Source organism: Nonomuraea sp. NBC_00507 (assembly GCF_036013525.1).
In the GTDB taxonomy this organism is placed as follows: domain Bacteria; phylum Actinomycetota; class Actinomycetes; order Streptosporangiales; family Streptosporangiaceae; genus Nonomuraea.
The window spans coordinates 1,778,319-1,795,504 of the sequence record NZ_CP107853.1 but is presented as its reverse complement, the minus strand read 5'-3'; the positions used below and the strand labels follow the sequence as shown (position 1 = coordinate 1,795,504).

The following is a 17,186-nucleotide window of genomic DNA, read 5'->3' as shown; positions in this document are numbered from 1 at the left end:
CAAAGACCTGCACAACTGCCCGAACACCACCGCAGGCAGCAGCACGCCGAGCACATTGCCCAGCCAGCACCGTCGTGGCGAGCGGAATGGGGATGGAAACCAGCACGACGCCTCCACCGGCGCTCGGCGGCATATCCAGCACTATGAAGAGCACGAGCAGACCGATCAGCCGCAGGCCTGCCTGGCCCCACATGCAGGTCCGGTCGACGGACACCGACTGCGGCATCGCCTCGATGCTGCAGTCTCGGCCATGTGCCTCTCCATTGAGGGGAGGCGTTTGACTCGCCGAACGTGGGACTAACCCCAGATGATCTCACGTGCCGAACGCTTCGGCCTACTGCGAAACGGACGATATCCGGCACGGCAGATGACCTTCCATCTACTCTATGGTGATCATGGTCAATGGGAGGTCGCCGTGGACAGGTTCGGCCGACGAAGCTTTGACGGCCGCCTAGTGGCATTGGACGGCCAAGGGCTTGGGGTGCCATCCCGAACCGTCGGCACCTTGGACGCGAAGATCGGCCAGATCGTTAGCCGCGTCACGCTCGACATTGACGGTCTATGGAAGATCGAAAGCTTCGTCTACTGGTACGACGCCAACAGGGTGCTCATTCACCTCGAGACACAGGAGCATGAACGCCGGCTCTACCTGGTCAACGTCCGTACCGGCCAATCGGAGCGAGTGCGGTTGCCGGAGGAGGCGTTCGACCTCCATTCCATGATCGTGAGCGCACAGGTCGACGTCGCCAAGTGAGGTTCTAACCGTGCAGCGACACAAAGTCGATCAAGCCTTGCAGGTCGTCCCGTTCCGGCCCCATTAAGGGCTGTCACCGGCTGAGCCTCTGAACCCGTTTTGTCGGCGACTGCTGCGATCATGCCGCTCACGCGATCAAAGGAGTGACCATGACGGAGATCCCCGAAGACTTCCCCTGCTTCCCCGGCTACGAAACACTCGGTGACATCTACTGCGTGTCCTTCGTCCGCGATCTCTCCCCAGAGGAAGTCCTCCGCCGGTTCGGCGTGGACGAGGACACGATGGAGGAGGTGGCATTCGACGAGCTGGACGAGCGCTCGATGGAGAGTATGAGAGACGACGCGGCCGGTTACATCGGCGCCGCCAAGGTCGGCGACTGGACCGTGGTCATCGAACCAGGGGGATGGCAGATCGCCGTCGACTCCGAGATATACGCCCCGGTCTCGCGGGGGACCGAGGTCGTGTCGGTTTGCCGCCACGATTACGCCTCGGACACCTTCGCCTACATTGTCGACGGAACGCCGGTCGTCTGGTTCGACCCAAGGCTTCCGGACGCGCGATCGGGCAGTGATCCGGACCGCTTCATCGAAAAGATGCGCGACGTCGGACTGGACCCCAACTACGACATCGATGGACCGGGAATCGACTACCCGATTGAGAGATCGTTCGCCCTGGCAAGCGGGATCACCGGTCTCCCTTTCTCCCCGGACATGCTGAACCAGCGGTTCCTCGGCGCAGAGCCCCTTGAGAAGTGATCGGCAGATCGCTCCGCCAACCCCTGCGAGGACGTCCGCCGCCGCTGCCACGACCCAACGTGCGGCGCAACGCCTCTGGGATGAGCGGGCATCGTCCCGTGCGGCTTTCAGCTCGAACGTGCCCAGACGTCATACGCATGGCGGCCAGGCCGGAAGCCTTGGGCTTCCACCATCGCCACCGCGACGGCGAAATCGTGTGCAAGCCCAGCCGGGCTGTGAGCATCGCTGCCAAAGGTGACCGCTTCTCCGCCTTCGTCGCGCCACCAGCGGACGATCTCCGGATCGAGTCGCCCGCGCGTGTTCACCTCCAAGGCCCGACCGCTGTCGGCGAGCACGCGCAAGGCGTGACGGAACTCGTCCTCGAACGCGTTCGGATCGAACGGCCCGGCCTGCGCCGGCCAGTAGCGGATCGCGTAATCAATGTGGGCGAGCACGCCGAACGTGTCCGAGCCCTTGATCAGACGCGGTATCTCGGCCAGGTAGTCCCGGACGACGTCGGCCGCTGGTCGGTGCCGGTAAAGGTACGGTGGCTCGGAGAACCGCTGACCGACCGGAAGGCAATGCAGCGAACCGAGCACCCGGTCGAACTGCCCGGCGTCAAGCAGCCTCACGACCTCATCGCCGTACCAATGCGGTTCGCCCAGTTCGACCCCGGTGATGATGCGCAGGCTCGGGAACTGTTCGCGGCAGCGCTGCACGCACTCCAGGTATCCGTCGAGATGGAACTTGGGCGGAGCCACCGTCCCCTCCGACGTGAGGAACGCCTGGAGATGCTGATGGTCATCGAGGTCTCCGTCAAGAACCATCCAGGCCGTGAAATCCACGTGCTCGGTGAACGCGACCGCGGGGAGACCTATCTCGACCGCCCGCGCGCACGTCCGCTCCATTGAGCCGTCCGGCGCATCCCAGGACCACTCGCTGTGAACATGACCATCCGCGGGTAGCACCACGATCCCATCCCTTCCACCGGTGGGTTCATAGTCGCCCATGCTCGGCGCGTCAATCGCTGCCCATGAATGGGAGGCTCGCGTGTCCGAGCCTTACAGCATCGAGGCGACGCCGCAGTCGGTCTTTCGTCGGCGATGTGGTTCGACCGGTGAGCGAGCCGGAACCCTGGCTTCCCCGCGGAGGCCAGGGGTCTGCTCAGGCGCTCACCACGGCCTTGGAGCGGTCGGTCGCCATGCTGATCGCAAAGCCGCCGAGCACGGTGCCCATGACGTACCGCTGGATCCGCACCCAGAGCGGGCGGGCGGCCAGGAATGCCGCCAGGCTGCCGGCCGAGATCGCGATCAGGCCGTTGACGGTAGTGGCGACGACAATCTGGACCGATCCGAGCGCCAAGCTCTGCAGCAGCACGTGACCCATGGCCGGGTCGATGAACTGCGGGAGCAGCGACAGGTACAGGATGGCGATCTTCGGGTTCAGCAGGCAGGTCAGCAGGCCCATCGAGAAGAGCTTGGCCGGGCGCTCGACGGGGAGGTCGCGCGGCTGGAAGGCCGACGTGCCGCCGGGCTTGACGGCGTTCCAGGCCAGCCAGAGCAGATAGGCGGCGCCGGCCAGTTTGAGCGCCGTGTACGCGGCCGGCACGTAGGCGAAGACGGCTGTCAGGCCCAGGCAGGTCGCGGCGAGGTAGACGGTGAAGCCCAGGAAGACGCCGGTGAGGGAGATCAGGCCCGCCCTGCGGCCTTGGGCGATCGAGCGGGAGATCAGATAGATCATGTTCGGGCCGGGGGTGAGGACCATTCCCAGCGAAATCAGCGCAATTCCGATCAAGGCACCCGTCATGTCGGCAGATTAGCTGACTTGTACGGAATGACGGCGAACCGCCCCCCGTAGCCGGCATCCCGCCCCAGGTCCGAGCGCTGGGTGGCCAAGCGCGGCAGGGCCGTCCCCGGACCGACCCTTTGTCCCATACCGTGCGTATTGGATCCGTTACAGGGGAGGAAGTGCCTCGGGGGGACACATGCAGTTCGATGACGATGCGCAGCTCGACCCGTCGCAGGTCGAGGACGTGCGGGCCGGGGGCCCGCAGCGGCGCGGGGGTGGGGGCATGCCGGGCGGCTGCATGCTGCCGATCGGCGGCCGGGGCGGCGGATGCCTGATGCTGCTCCTGGGGGTGGCCGCGTTGTTCGTGTTCGGGGTGGTCCCTTCGCCGTTCACCGGCGACGAGGACGGTCAGCAGGGAGGCGGCCGGCTGCCCAGCGCTCCGCCCCAGCTGACCCCGAGCGGCAACCTGGCCGAGCGCTGCCGCACCGGCGCCGACGCCGACCAGTCGGAGGACTGCCGCATCGTGGGCACGGTCAACAGCATCCAGGCGTACTGGCGGCAGGAGTTCGAGGAACGCGGTCAGAGAGCGTATTCACCGGCCAAGACGGTGCTGTTCTCGCAGGCGGTGAACACCGGCTGCGGCACGGCCGACTCCTCCGTTGGGCCTTTCTACTGTCCCGGCGATAGCAAGGTCTACCTCGACCTGACCTTCTTCGGCACGCTCCAACGCGACTTCGGCGCCGAGGGCGGCCCGTTCGCCCAGGCGTACGTGGTCGCCCACGAGTACGGCCACCACGTGCAGAACCTCCTCGGCACCATGAACAAGGTCAGCAGGAACAGCAGGCCCGGCGCCGACAGCCCGTCCGTACGGCTCGAACTGCAGGCCGACTGCTATGCCGGCGTCTGGGCGAACAACGCGGTCAAGACCGGTTTCTACCGGGACCCGTTCTCCCAGAGCGACATCGACCAGGCGCTCAGCGCGGCCGCCGCGGTCGGCGACGACAGCATCCAGCGTCGTGCCCAGGGTCGCGTCACCCCGGACGCCTTCACGCACGGCACCTCGCAACAGCGCGAGAAGTGGTTCAGCACCGGGTACGAGACCGGCGACCCCACGCGCTGCGACACCTTCTCCGGGCGCATCTAGACGGCCCTTCGGGGCAGTGGTCCCCTGCGTGCGCCCCCGGAAGGAACGTCAGTCATGGACTTCAGGGACCAGGTCGACCTCGATCCCTCGCAGGTGGAGGACGCCGGCACAGGCGGCTCCGGCGGCGGCTTTCCTGGCGGCATGGTCATAGGAGGCGCCGGCATCGTCAGCCCCCGTCGAACCTGGCCGACCAGTGCCAGACAGGCAAGAACGCCGACCAGTCAGAACGGTGCCGCGTCGTCGGAGTGGTCAACAGCATCCAGGACTACTGGAAGCGTGAAATTTCCGAATATCGCCTGTCCAAGACCGTGCTGTACTCGGGCAGCTTACGCACCGGCTGCGGCGCCGCCAGCTCGGCCGTCGGCCCCGTCTACTGCCCCGGCGACCAGCGCGTCTACCTCGACCTGAGCTTCTTCGACCAGCTCCAGAGCGACTTCGGCGCCCAGGGCGGTCCCTTCGCCCAGGCGTACGTGATCGCCCACGAGTACGGCCACCACGTCCAGGACCTCCTCGGCGAACTCGAGTCCGGCAGCTCGGTCCCCGTCGAGCTCCAGGCCGACTGCTACGCCGGAGTCTGGGCCCGCAACGCCGTCACCACCGGCTTCTACGAAAAGCCCTTCACCCAGGCGGAAATCGCCGAGGCCCTCGATGCGGCGACCGCGCTCGGCGACGACAGAATCCAGCGACGCACCCTCGGCAGAATCGATCCTGAATCGTTCACCCACGGCTCCTCTGAGCAACGCGTCGCCGCCTTCCAGCGCGGCTACAAGACCGGCGCACCCGCTGACTGCGGGCAAGCGGACCTGGGCCGGCTCCCGGCCTGACGAGGCCGGATAGCGCAAGGATTCCGATTCTCTCCTAAAATCAGGGGGGTGATCTTCAAGCTTGTCGGCGACGGACGCCCATATCCCGAACACGGTCTGACGAACCGAGAGTGGGCGCAGATTCCTCCACGGCAGGTCCGGCTCGACTCATTGATCACCACGAAGGCCATGCTGGACCTGCATTCGCTGCTCGCCGCCGACTCCACCTTCTACGGGGATCTTTTCCCGCACGTGGTCCAGTGGCAGGGCGAGCTCTATCTGGAGGACGGTCTGCACCGCGCGTTGCGCGCGGCCCTGCATCAACGATCGATCCTGCACGCCAGGGTCCTGGAACTGCCCAACTGAGAAAGGAAAAAGGGAGCCGCGATTCGCGGCTCCCTTTTGTTATGTCAACCATCAGGAGGACTCGGGCGTCACAGCAGCACCTTTCAACATCGTTTTGGAGAATGCCGTGTCCTACCCGCAGCAACCGCCTGGGCAGCAGCCACCGCAGGGACACGGATACGGCTATGGCCCACCGACGCAGCCCGGCTACCGCCACCAGCCGCCGCCGCCTCCTCCGCCCGACAAGAGCGGCAACCTGGGCGTGATCCTGCTGCTGGTCATCGGCCTGCCGCTGCTGCTGCTCGGCGGCTGCGGCGCGGTCTTCGTCGTGCTCACCGCCGACCAGGGCAGCGTGGCCGTACGGGATGTGCTGGAGACGGAGGCCGACGATAACCCGCCGGACGTGCAGCTCGATCCCGGCACCGACCCGCCGGCGAGCACCGCACCCGAGCAGAGCACCGCACCCGAGCAGACCGCGGCGCCCTAGCAGACCACCGCCTAGCAGCAGCCCGCGCAGACACAGCCGCAGACGGCCAAGATCGGTGACTGCGGCTGCGGCCGAACGCCTTGATCGGCCGCGGACCCGCATTTCGTAGGTGATGTGCTGGTAGTCGCTGCCGAGTTCGGCGTGCCGCCAGGACGACTGAGTGGCGAACTGGCCATTGAGGTAGACCACGCAACGACCTGGCCCACCGGTGTCGGTCACGGCCAGCGAGGTGTCGTCGACCGGCACCATGCCGGTCCAGGAGGCGTTGAAGTTGGTCACCCGTTCAGCGTGCACCCTGACCTCAGGTCAAGATCGAACCTCAATTAGCTCAGGGGTGGAGACGCCTTTCCCAGGGGAACGGCGGCGCTCATCGTGGTGCCTTCTCCCCGTACGCCATTGACGGTGAGGCGGCCTCCTAGTCCCGCGACTTCGGCTCGCCGGCCGTGTAGACGGGCCTGGAACACGTCCGCCGATGTCCCGGAGTCGTCATAGCTGACGGTCAAGCGCAGCCCGCTGGGGACCGTGGTGAGGGCGATGGAGACGGTACCGGCCTGTGCCTGCCGTTCCACCTCCTGCAGGACATCACGGATCGTGCCATGGACGATCTCGGTAATCACGGGGGGAAGCGGCTGTTTCGGCAGAGCCCATATCTCCACCGTGATCCCGGTCTGCAGCGACCATTCCGCCAAGTAGTCCGCCAAAGCCTGAGAGGCTGTGCGGCTGCCTGCTTCGAGTTCTCCATGTGAGCTGTTGATCATCTACTTCTTCCCTTGCTCGTCACCGGTCAAGTGCGCCTGAGCAGGCCGTACGGAGTAGTTGCGCGGGAACGGTCATCGCTCGAGCCATGCCTGCTCGGAGGTGAACTTGCAGGGCCACTGGATCGCCTTCTTGCCCTTGCGCTTCTCGCCGCTCCCGATGGCGAGGCACATGCCTGTGGCCCTGTTCTGGAGCCGCTCCAGATGGTCATCGTTGTAGATCCACTGCTGCGCCAATCCGCCGTCCGTGCACGGCCACTGGATCGCGACCTTCCCCTTCTTCTTCTCACCGCGCCCGATCGCCAGGCACAGCCCGGTCTTGACGTTCACGAGCCGGCGGTCGGGCCGGTGGATCCAGCGCTGCTCCTTGCCCCCGGTGCAGGGCCACTGGATCACCGGTTTCGCCGCCTTCACCTCTCCCCGGCCCACGGCCAGACACATGCCGGTCGCGCCGTTGACGTATGCCCGGCCGGGTCCGGCGGAGGCCACGGCGGCTTGTGCGGACGCGGTGGTTTGTGCGGACGCGGTGGGCGGCAGGGACAGCACGGTCAGGGCGGTCACGACCACGGCGGCGCTCCTGGAACTCGTGCGCATGGATGTCCTTTCAGAGGTAGTCGATCAACGGGGGACGAGATCACGAGACTGGTCGCGATCATCAGCAGTCGCTGATCTCGATCCGTGGGCAGACCGAGACAGGTCACACGTCCGTGTGCCGGCTCCCGGCAGTCTCAGCGGCAAGCGGTCCCGCGACCGCTTGCCCGCCGAGGCCTGTGGCACCAGGATCGTGGCGACAAGATTGTTCGGCACCCCTCATCCGGCAGGCAAACAATGCTTTTCCCGGCAGAACGGTTCCGCTCCGCGCCTCCCCAGCCGGTGGCAGCGGCTCCTGGCATCGACCGACCTTCCGGCGGGCTCTTGTCACTGGCCATGTGCGTGTCGCTCACGCGCGCAGGCATTCGGGTCTGCAACGCACGCGATCGGCGAGCCGGGGGTCAACAGGTGATGTGATCAGCGAGCGCATCTGAACCGTCTTCGTCGTCCAGTGAATGGAGTCCCGTTACGGTGGCAGGCCGTCGTGAAAGTCCGGTGGATCCGGCAGCGGGACCGGTTCAACGCTTTGCCTCCGAGTTACGCAAGCTGCGCCAGGAAGCGGGCGGCCTCACCTATCGGGCCATGGCCAAGCGTGCGGGTTATTCGGTCACCACGCTGTCGCAGGCGGCGGCGGGTGAGCGCCTGGCTTCGCTGCCCGTCGTCCTCGCCTTCGTGGAAGCATGCGGCGCAGACGTCTCCGCATGGGAGCGCCGCTGGCAGCAGGTCGCTCATGAATTGGCCCGCGAGAGGGCGGACGATGAAGGTGCCGCCGGGCCGTACCTGGGTTTGGCCCCCTATGACACGCACGATTCCGGTCGTTTCTTCGGACGGGATCGGCTCGTCGAGGAAGTGCACGAGTTGCTTCGACGGCATCGTTTCGCCGCGGTGTTCGGCCCTTCGGGCAGCGGTAAGTCGTCCCTGTTACGTGCCGGGCTCGTGCCTGCCGCACACGGAGAGACGACGCCCACGGGCGAAACCCTCGGGCAGAGCCGGATACTCACACCGGGCGAGCACCCGATGCTGCACGCCGACCGGCTCCTCCCGGGCGAGGGCGACTCCGACACGCTGATCGTGGTCGACCAGTTCGAGGAGGTGTTCACGCTCTGCCGGGACCAGCGCGAGCGGGGGCAGTTCATCGACCTGCTGCTCAACGCGCGGCAACCGCAAAGCCGGATGAAAGTGGTCATAGCGGTGCGCGCCGACTTCTACGGGCGATGCGCCGAGCACCGCGAGCTCACTGGAGCCCTGCGCGAGGCCAACCTGCTGGTGGGCCCGATGAACCAGGAAGAGCTCAAAGACGCGATCGTCCGGCCGGCCATGGCCGAGGGCTTGACCGTGGAGCGAGCGCTGACGACCGAGATCGTCACCGACGTCGCCGACGAGCCCGGGGCGCTTCCGCTGATGTCGCACGCGCTGCGGGAGGTCTGGCGCCGCCGTACGGGGAAGATGCTGACCTTGGACGCCTACGAGAGCGTGGGCAGAGTCCACGGGGCGATCAGCCATACCGCGGAGGAGCTCTATGCCCGCCTGTCGCCGGCACAGGCGAGGATCGCCCGGCGAATACTGCTCAGGCTGATCAATCCAGGCGAGCAGGCCCAGGACACGCGCCGTCCCGCCGCCCGGGCGGAGCTGGACCCGTACGGGGAGGCGGACACCGCGCTGGTCATCGAACAGCTGGCCGGGGCCAGGCTCCTCACCCTGCACCAGGACACCGTGGAGCTTGCGCACGAGGCCCTGATCGAGTCGTGGCCACGACTACGTGGATGGGTGGACGAAGGACGGGATCGCCTGCGAGCACATCGGCAGTTGACCGAGGCGGCCAAAGCATGGGAGGCGCATGGCCGGGACGCCGAGCTCCTCTACCGGGGTACCCGCCTGGCCGTCGTCGACAAGCTGTTCATCGAGCCGGGCGGCCGCGACGACCTCACACCCCCGGAACGGAAGTTCGTTGACGCAAGCGCGGCGCTGGCGCGGCGCACCTCCCAGAGGCGGGTCACCGTCTCGGCCGCCCTGGTGGTCTTGCTGATCGCCTCCATGGTCGCGGCGGGAGTCGCCATCCGGCAGGCCGGCCTGGCCAACGATCGGCTGGAGGAGGCGACGGCCCGGCTGGCCGCCAGGCGCGCGGCCGCCCTGCGGTTGAGCGACCCGAAGCTGGCCCGCCGATTGAGCGCTGCGGCCTGGCGGATGGCCCAGGTCCCCGAGGCCAAGGGCGAGCTGATCGACTCGATGGCGTTCCCCTTGGTCGACGTCTTCACCGCCCCGTACAGCCCGACGGACTTGGTGCATGGGCTCAGCGTGGATGGCACCAGGCTGGCCGTCTACACACCCCGTACGGCGGCCGAGCCGGCCGCACTGCGCGTGCTTGACCTGGCCACGAAGAAGGAGGTCGCGAGCGCCAGATGGACGGGGCAACCTGTCTCGGAAGTGGTGTGGAGTCCTGACGGCCGTACCCTGGCGGTGGAGGACAGAACCAACGCACGGCTGTGGACCGTCGGCGCCGGAGGCCTGACGGACCTCGGCGTGGCATTCCCCCACCTCGACCCTACGGAGTTCAGCCCGGACGGGCGCTTTCTCATCGGGGTACGCGATGAGATGAACGAAGCCTGGAGCATCGAGGACCGGACACGCGTGCTCGACGAGCCGGTCAGTGCCATCAGCCCGGATGGCCGGCTGGCCCTGGTCATCCCAGCGGAAGCCGATGAATTGACGACCACCCCGGTGTCCCCCGGCAGCAGGGCGAGTTCGGGGCGGAGGGTGGAACTCTGGGACCTCGAGAAGCGCAAGCCGCTCCGTGCCCCCTGGTTGCCGGAAACCGCCACGGAAGGCGTGTTCAGTCCAGACGGGAAGCGCCTGGCCGTCTCGACCGCCGACGGTACCCGGCTGTTCGACATCTCCTCGGGCAAGGAGGTCCTACGCCCGCTGTATCCGCCTACCGAACGTATGGAGTTCAGCCTCGACGGTCGATTCCTGGCCGGGACGCGGGGTTGGGGGGTGGTGACCCTGTGGCGGGTGGACGACGGCACAGAGCTGATGAGCAACTTGCTTCTGTCCAGCGTTGGGGGAGCCAAGCCCCGTATCTCGCCGGATGCCCGGGTTCTCCGGTTGATCGGCCAGTTCGGCACGGTGAACGTCCTGGACATCTCCCCCTACACCCACCCTGTATCGCTCGCTCCGGGAGGCGGCAAGCGGCTGTTCAGCCCTGACGGCCGCTTCCTGGTGACGGCGCATCGCCGAAAAGGCAGGCCGGAGGTGCGCATTTGGGATGTCGCCGCCCGGCAACCCGTGAGCGGCCCGCTACCCGTCGACGATCTCCCCGACAACGACCCTACGGAGACGGCGTACTCCCCGGTATTCAGCCCGGATGGCCGCACGCTTGCGCTCACCCACCCCGCGTCCCCCGTGGTGACCTTGTGGGACGCCACGACCGGCCGCAGCATCGGCGCATTGCGCGTCCGGAGACAAAGAGCCGTCGGAGTCTTGTCCGTGGCCTTCTCCCCCGACGGCAGAACCGTCGCGGTCGCGCCCCTCAGCGCGAACACAGATAACGAAGAGGCGCTCGACGGCCTGGCTTTCGACGATCTGGAGCTGTGGGACGTGAGAGCCAGAAGATGGATCCGCACCGTCTCCGATGCGGGAGCAGGGGTTCTGATCTTCGAGCCGGACGGGCGCCGGTTGTTCGTGGACAAATCCCGCAAGGGGCGAATCCTGGTCAATATGGCCACCGGAGAAATACTCCAGCACTCATCCGACGCCCGCGCCCAGGGAGAGATTCTCTTCATCGAGAACATTGCCGCGACCGGAGACCTCGACGGGCGTTTGACGTTCTGGGACAGGGGATTGCGCAGGCCCCTGGCCCCGCCGCAGACCGCGTACACGGCATCGATCAACGCACTTGTCCCTTACCCGCAGGGCGAACTACTCGCCACCGTCTCCGGCCAAGGCGAGTACGGCATCCAGCTATGGGACTGGCGGGGATATCAGCGGATCGCCTCACCGATCAGCTTCAACACCCAGTCCGTACCGGCCGTGGCATTCAACCGGGCCGCTCTGCTCGTCTCATCCGCCGACGGGACCTTACGTGAGATCACCGTCGATCCTGACACGGCCGCCGCCGTGATCTGTCGCCGGGACGGCGGCCTGTCCCCTGCCGAGTGGCAACAACACATCCCAGAACTGGCCTATCAAAAGACCTGCCACTGACGACACCCCGCGAGAAACGGGGCGACGCATCATCCACCCGGACGTCCTTCCGCCCACTACATCGGTATCGTCAAAGTCGTTCAACAACCCGTGCGAGTTGAAGAAAGGCGCCCGGCCGCGACCGTTCGCGAAGATCGATCAAGCTATCTTCCGCTGGACGTACCGGTGACCAGCGGCAGCGAAATCGACGTCCCGGCCAGGTCGACGGTGACCCTGGTCTCGGTGCCGGTTTCGACGTTGCCGAGGTCGGCGTTGGTTCCGGTCAGCACCAGGCCCAGCCGGTGCCCTGCCTTGAACTCGTAGTCCTGCGGCAGCATCGACCAGGTGATCTGGTACGGCTTGCCCGGTGTCAGTGGTGCCGGGTGGCTCAGTGACTTGTGGTTCTGCGCGTCCATGATTCCTCGGGTGACCACCTGGAAGCCGGATGTCACCGTATTGTCGCCGGCTTTGAGGTAGCAGCCGTCGTCATCGGCCGTGCTCTGGCCGATGCAGTCTTTGCCGTCGATGAGCTTGAGGCCTTGCCCGTTGGGGTCGACGCCGTGGATGCGGCTGTCGGTGCCGTGGTCGACGAGCAGGACGCCCAGGTTGGCGGTCGGCTTGTCGAGCTTGAGGCGCAGGCTCACCGTCGGCGTTCCGGACAGTCGCGTCGCGTTTTTCAGCGGCGGGGTCAGGTATGCCATCCGGTGTGGGTTGGTGGTGGCGGGGTTGTCGGCCATCGCGATCTCGGTCTGGGCGGTGTCCAGGTAGCTGCCGGTGCCGGTCGAGGGCCTCAGCCCCAGGGAGCCGTCTTGCTGCGGGCGCAGGGTCGTCGTCCGTGTCGGTGCCGGCCAGTCGGCCTGGGTGATCCAGCGGTCCGGGCCGAGCTGCACGTCGGCGCGTGGCTGGCGCATGATGTCGTTGGCCACGCCCATCAGTTCGTGGTCGAACCACTGGTGCAGGGTGTTGACCCATACGTCGCGGCGGGCCCAGAACGGGTCGAGGTGCCCGTACTGGGTCACCCACACCTTGCGCTGCACGGTGCGGGGCAGCCCGGCCCACCACTGGGAGAACTGGTCGGCCATCACGTTCCGATCGTGCATGCCCACTACCGGGAAGACGCTGGCGCGTACGTTGCGCGCCTTCGAGATCGGTCCGGTCCGGTAGTTGCGTTCGTGCCAGTAGGCGTTGTAGTTGCCGGTGGCGTCGTCCGAGCCCTCGCTCATGCGCTGGTGCACCGCCGCGCATTTCTCGTCCGGATCGGCGTCGACGTATTTGGCCATCCATTCCTGGCCGCCCTTGAAGTCCGTGAGGGTGCCGTTCGCGCGCCACATCTCATACCAGCTGCTGGGCGCCGCGAGCGGCACGATCGTCTCCAGCCCTCGCACGCCGGTGCCGGCGACGCCGATGGCGAGGGATCCTTCGTACGAGTGGCCGATCATCCCGGTGCGTCCGGTGGTCCAGGAGGCTTTGACCGGGTTGCCCTTGTCGTCGTAGGCGGTCGCCCGGCCGTTCAGCCAGTCGATGACCGCCTTGCCGCCCAACACGTCCGACGGACCGCCGGAGGTCGGACAGCCGCCGGACAACCTGGTGCCGACCATGTCGACGGACACGAAGGCGTACCCGCGAGGCACGAAGTAGTTGTCGTAAAACAGTGGGAACTTGGTCAGGTTCCCGTCCGCGTCGTAGGTCTTGTGTTCCAGCTCGAATCCGACACCCGGTTGGTCGTAATACGGGCTTTCGTGCATGATCACCGGGACCTTGAGCCCGGCGTTGCTCTCCTTCGGCCGGATGATGTCCACCCGGACCAGGTCCTTGTTGCCGTCACCGTCACTGTCGAGCGGCGACTGCACCCGGACGTGCTCGCGGATGGCGTCCTTGTAGGAGAAGACCGGCTGCGTAACCCCGCCGGAGACTTCGATCTCCGGCTTGGCCGCCGCCGATGCGGCGGGAGCACTCGCGACCACGGTCGCGGTCGCGAGGGCGACGGTGGCGAGGAGCGCTCGCCCTTGGACGTTTGACATGTGCATCCCCATTGAGCTGTGCGGAACAAGCTGTAGCTGTGCGAGTCGAGGTGTCCTCAAGCCGCGTCGAGGGCTTCGGTGATCTTGCGGGTCATGTCGGCGATGGTGGGGCTGGGCTCGCCCCGGTGGGTGCGGGCGGCTGCTTCGATGGCGACGATGACGGTGCGGCGGAAGTTGCCGGCCTCGGCCGGGTCCTGCTGCTTGAGCAGGCTCATGGCCGCGGTCAGGGCCGGCAGCACCTGGTCGGCGAGTGCGGCTGTGGACTTGCCGTTCAGGTTGATGTCCCTGCTTTTTGCGGCGAGCACGTGCCCGACCAGGCCGGTCGCGGAGGACAGGGCGATGGAGCCCTCGGTGGCGGCCTTGTGGGGCTTGCCGGCGGCATCGGCGGCGGACATCAGCGTGACGGCACCGTATGCGGCGGTGCGCAGGGTGGTCTTGTCCTGATCGGTCAGAGTCATGGACATGGTGGTGAACCCTTCTAAGGTGTGAGGAAATTCGCTGGAACGACACGTAAGAAGGAGCGCGGTGCTGCTGGTGCTCCGGGTGTCTCGCGGGCGTAGGCCACGCCCCGGCCGGTCCGGCATGAGGCAGACAGGGCCGCCCGTCGGGTGTCGCGGGCGGGTTCGCCGGGCGGGTCTGCCGGGCGGGGGCTTGGTGTCAGTCGTCGATGGCCTGGTAGAGCGTGGTCCAGAAGTCGTTGATCAGATGTGCCGGATTCGGCACGGAGAACCCGGCCTGGGTGAGCACGATTCCGGTGAGCTGGTTGGCCGGGTCGGCGAACGTCGAGGTGCCGGTGCCGCCGTCCCAGCCGAACTGGCCGATAGGCGCGTAGTCGCCCCGGTAGGTGCGCACCGCCATCCCCATGCCCCAGCCGCCCTGCTGGCCCTGACCGAACGACACATGGACGTTGTCGACGGCCATGGCGTGCCGGGCGGCCTGCTGCTCGGGCGTGAGCCGGTTGGTCGTCATCAGCTCAACCGCAGCCCGCGACAGGATCCGCTTCCCCCCGTGCACCCCGCCATTCAGCAACATCCGGAAGTAGGCGTGGTAGTCGTCGGCGGTGGAGACCAGTCCGCCACCGCCGCCCTGGAACGCCGGAGGCTCGCTCCAGCGTCCGCCCTTGGCCTCGTCCCACACGAGGAACTCTCCGGTCTGCGGGTCGGGGGCATACAGGGTCGGCAGCCGGTCGATCTGGTCGGCGGGCACGTGGAAACCGGTGTCGGTCATGCCCAGCGGCTCGAAGATGCGCTCACGCAGGAACTCCTCGAACGACTGGCCATTGACCCTGGCCACCAGCACGCCGAGGAGATCGTTGCTGATGTGGTACTGCCAGCGCTCTCCGGGCTGGTGCATCAGCGGAAGCTCGCCCAGGCGGCGCATCCACTCATCCGGCTCGGGCATCGGCTCCGGAAGATTGGGCGTGAGCCCCTGCTCGAAGACCGCGTTCATGATCGGGGTGCCCAGTGCCGTCATGTCCATGCCGAGTCCGAACGTGGAGGTCAGCAGGTCCCGTACGGTGATCGGCCGCCGTGCCGGCACGGTGTCGTCCAGCGGGCCGTCGATCCGCTTCAGCACCTGCCGGTCGGCCAGTTCGGGCAGCCACTCCTGTACCGGGTCGTCCAGCCGCAGCCTGCACTCATCCAACAGCACCATCGCCGCCGCCATCGAAACCGGCTTGGATGTCGAGGCCATCCGAAAGATCGTGTCCCGGCGCATCGGCGCGCCACCGTCATGGCGCATCGTGCCGATCGCCTCGACGTGTGTCTGTCCGCCCCGGCTGACCAGAGCGACCAGCCCGGGGATCTTCCCGGACTCGACATGCCGTGTCAGCACCCCGCGCAGCCTGCGCAGCCCTGCTTCGGAGAAGCCGTTGTTGCTTTTTTCCATCATGAACCTCCTTGCATACAGTGTTCGATCTTGCGAGACTCGCCCCGGCGGGGCGCTCATGGCTCGATGCGCGACCCACGAGGATCGGGGGGGTGAACTCGGCGTGGTCACGGCATCTACCGTCGCCGACCGCTCTGATACCGGGCCGTCGCCGTGCTGACGGGGCCGCTGACACGGTCACTGACGCGGCAGCGCATGCCGCGCTGATGCCGGTGACGGCGAACGGCACGGGCCAGGCCGGCCGGTCGGGAGTCAGCCCCTGATCGGGGGAATCCACTCGGTGAGCTGGATCTTCACGCCGTTGGGGTCGGTGAGCTGCATCAGCAGCTCGCCCCACGGCTCCCGCCGGAGCGGGATGGTGATGGTGGCGCCTTCGCTGCGTAGCCGCTCGTACTCGGCGGCCAGGCCGGTGACCGTGAACACCACGATCACCTCCGCCAGCCCCTGTCCCGGTTGCCACCGCTCGAGGTCGCGCTCCACCAGGACCAGGTCAACGGCCGCGTCGTCACGGCCAAGCGCGATGAACTCCTCGCCGACCAGGACTTCTCGGAAGCCGAGATGACTGGTGAAGAACCGGCTGGAAGCGGCGGGGTCTGCGACGGTCAGGGATACAGCGGAAGTGACGATGTTCATGCCATAGCGCCAGAGAAGGGCATATCCCGATTTACCTCCCGACGGGCGTGTTCTTTGGATGGATCAAGCATCACGCCGGGCAGTGCTGTGGATCAACGGCGACTATCGCAACGGTCGTTAACCCATGGTTGACGGTCTCAGCCGGGCAGTGGTCCCAGATCACGCACCACGCGGGCGAAGGCGCGGATCATGTCGTTCTCCGCATCGTTGCGCCACACCAGCCCGTACGGCAGCGCCTCCATGTCCGTGACAGGCAGATAGGCGATGTCGGGGCGAGGAAAGTACCAACTCACGTGGACCGGGAAGAGGGTGACGGCCTCGCCCAGGACCGTGTGCATGAAGACTTCCTCGAGGTTGTTCACGTTGGCGGTGCGGTCGATCAACCGGCCCTTGGGGGTGAGCTTCGGGACGAAGTGGTCGAACCAGTAGCCGGGCGCAGACTCGACGGTGATGTGCTGGAAATCGCTGACCGCCTCCAGGGAGACCGAGGACCATCGGGTGAGCGCATGGTCGCCGGCCACGGCAAGCACCCTCGGCTCGGCGAAAAGCAGCGGACCCACCGTGAGGTCGGGCTCCTCGACGGGCAGCCAGGTGATCAGGATGTCGACCTCCCCGTTGCGTAGCTGGGCGAACGGATCCTGGTAGGCCGACACCCGTAGGCGCAGCTCCCACTGCGGGTGGCGGGCGCGGAAGGTCTCCCAGTAGCGGCGCAGTTCCTGGATGTTGGCCGGGAACAGGCTCACCCGGAGGGTGCCCGTCTTGCCCCGGGCCGCCAGCCGGGCCCGCTCCAGGCTCTGCGTCAACCCCTGATGCAGCTGGCGCAGGTCGTCGCGGAGCTGCTCACCCACCGGCGTGAGCCGTACATTGCGGCTGTCGCGGGCGAAGAGCTCGACGCCGATGGACCGTTCCTGCTTCTTGATTGCCTTGCTGACCGCCGCCACGGAGACGTGCAGCCGCTCCGCCGCGCGGCCGAAGTGCAGCTCCTCGGCGAGGGTCAGAAAGATCTCGATGTCCCGTAGCTCCACGCGGCTCCCCATCGATCCCTCGTCGAGATCGTTCACTGGT

16 protein-coding genes are annotated in these 17,186 nt (G+C 66.9%); 7 read left to right on the top strand and 9 right to left on the bottom strand.

Annotated features, from left to right (window positions below):
* The first annotated feature begins 415 nt into the window (after positions 1-415).
* Together OHA25_RS09270 and OHA25_RS09265 are read left to right on the top strand one after the other, a co-directional pair.
* Entirely contained in the window at positions 416-754 is a 339-nt protein-coding gene (locus tag OHA25_RS09270; RefSeq protein WP_327587166.1) for a hypothetical protein, read from the top strand.
* A gap of 149 nt (positions 755-903) precedes the next feature.
* On the top strand, positions 904-1,509 hold the full coding sequence (locus tag OHA25_RS09265; RefSeq protein WP_327587165.1) for a DUF6461 domain-containing protein: 606 nt from the start codon (positions 904-906) through the stop codon (positions 1,507-1,509).
* A gap of 107 nt (positions 1,510-1,616) precedes the next feature.
* Here the strand turns inward: OHA25_RS09265 and OHA25_RS09260 are convergent, their stop codons facing one another.
* Together OHA25_RS09260 and OHA25_RS09255 are read right to left on the bottom strand one after the other, a co-directional pair.
* Positions 1,617-2,498, bottom strand: a complete 882-nt coding sequence (locus tag OHA25_RS09260; protein ID WP_327587164.1) for a PHP domain-containing protein — start codon at positions 2,496-2,498, stop codon at positions 1,617-1,619.
* A 154-nt stretch (positions 2,499-2,652) separates the two neighbouring features.
* Complete coding sequence (locus OHA25_RS09255; RefSeq protein WP_327587163.1) at positions 2,653-3,294, bottom strand: LysE family translocator; 642 nt, start codon at positions 3,292-3,294, stop codon at positions 2,653-2,655.
* Between the two features lie 178 nt (positions 3,295-3,472).
* Here OHA25_RS09255 and ypfJ (OHA25_RS09250) point away from each other — a divergent pair, with 178 nt between their 5' ends.
* The 4 genes from ypfJ (OHA25_RS09250) (at position 3,473) to OHA25_RS09235 (ending at position 6,055) form a co-directional block, all read left to right on the top strand.
* A complete protein-coding gene (gene ypfJ / locus OHA25_RS09250) occupies positions 3,473-4,420 on the top strand; it encodes a KPN_02809 family neutral zinc metallopeptidase (RefSeq protein WP_327587162.1) in 948 nt (315 codons plus the stop codon).
* Positions 4,421-4,665: 245 nt separating this feature from the next.
* Positions 4,666-5,244 (top strand): KPN_02809 family neutral zinc metallopeptidase, encoded by a 579-nt coding sequence (gene ypfJ / locus OHA25_RS09245; protein WP_327587161.1) that lies wholly within the window; start codon positions 4,666-4,668, stop codon positions 5,242-5,244.
* Positions 5,245-5,292: 48 nt separating this feature from the next.
* A complete protein-coding gene (locus OHA25_RS09240) occupies positions 5,293-5,589 on the top strand; it encodes a type II toxin-antitoxin system VapB family antitoxin (protein ID WP_127937745.1) in 297 nt (98 codons plus the stop codon).
* Between the two features lie 106 nt (positions 5,590-5,695).
* On the top strand, positions 5,696-6,055 hold the full coding sequence (locus OHA25_RS09235; RefSeq protein WP_327587160.1) for a hypothetical protein: 360 nt from the start codon (positions 5,696-5,698) through the stop codon (positions 6,053-6,055).
* A 323-nt stretch (positions 6,056-6,378) separates the two neighbouring features.
* On the opposite strand, the gene OHA25_RS09230 is transcribed toward OHA25_RS09235, so the two are convergent.
* The gene (locus OHA25_RS09230) at positions 6,379-6,813 is read right to left on the bottom strand and encodes a hypothetical protein (protein WP_327587159.1); all 435 of its coding nucleotides are present in this window, start codon (positions 6,811-6,813) and stop codon (positions 6,379-6,381) included.
* Between the two features lie 72 nt (positions 6,814-6,885).
* Complete coding sequence (locus tag OHA25_RS09225) at positions 6,886-7,404, bottom strand: RICIN domain-containing protein (protein ID WP_327587158.1); 519 nt, start codon at positions 7,402-7,404, stop codon at positions 6,886-6,888.
* A 468-nt stretch (positions 7,405-7,872) separates the two neighbouring features.
* On the opposite strand from OHA25_RS09225, the gene OHA25_RS09220 reads away from it, so the two are divergent.
* Positions 7,873-11,601 (top strand): nSTAND1 domain-containing NTPase, encoded by a 3,729-nt coding sequence (locus OHA25_RS09220; RefSeq protein ID WP_327587157.1) that lies wholly within the window; start codon positions 7,873-7,875, stop codon positions 11,599-11,601.
* 143 nt (positions 11,602-11,744) lie between these two features.
* Here OHA25_RS09220 and OHA25_RS09215 read toward each other — a convergent pair whose 3' ends face one another.
* From OHA25_RS09215 to OHA25_RS09195, 5 genes are all read right to left on the bottom strand, one after another.
* Positions 11,745-13,601, bottom strand: a complete 1,857-nt coding sequence (locus OHA25_RS09215; protein WP_327587156.1) for a CocE/NonD family hydrolase — start codon at positions 13,599-13,601, stop codon at positions 11,745-11,747.
* A 56-nt stretch (positions 13,602-13,657) separates the two neighbouring features.
* Positions 13,658-14,059, bottom strand: coding sequence for a hypothetical protein (locus OHA25_RS09210; protein ID WP_327587155.1), 402 nt, complete (start codon positions 14,057-14,059; stop codon positions 13,658-13,660).
* Between the two features lie 199 nt (positions 14,060-14,258).
* On the bottom strand, positions 14,259-15,488 hold the full coding sequence (locus tag OHA25_RS09205) for a serine hydrolase domain-containing protein (RefSeq protein WP_327590950.1): 1,230 nt from the start codon (positions 15,486-15,488) through the stop codon (positions 14,259-14,261).
* Positions 15,489-15,740: 252 nt separating this feature from the next.
* Positions 15,741-16,121 carry a VOC family protein gene (locus tag OHA25_RS09200; RefSeq protein ID WP_327587154.1) on the bottom strand — a complete coding sequence of 127 codons (381 nt, stop codon included), beginning with the start codon at positions 16,119-16,121 and terminating at the stop codon, positions 15,741-15,743.
* A 137-nt stretch (positions 16,122-16,258) separates the two neighbouring features.
* Entirely contained in the window at positions 16,259-17,182 is a 924-nt protein-coding gene (locus tag OHA25_RS09195) for a LysR family transcriptional regulator (protein WP_327587153.1), read from the bottom strand.
* Between the last annotated feature and the right edge of the window lie 4 nt (positions 17,183-17,186).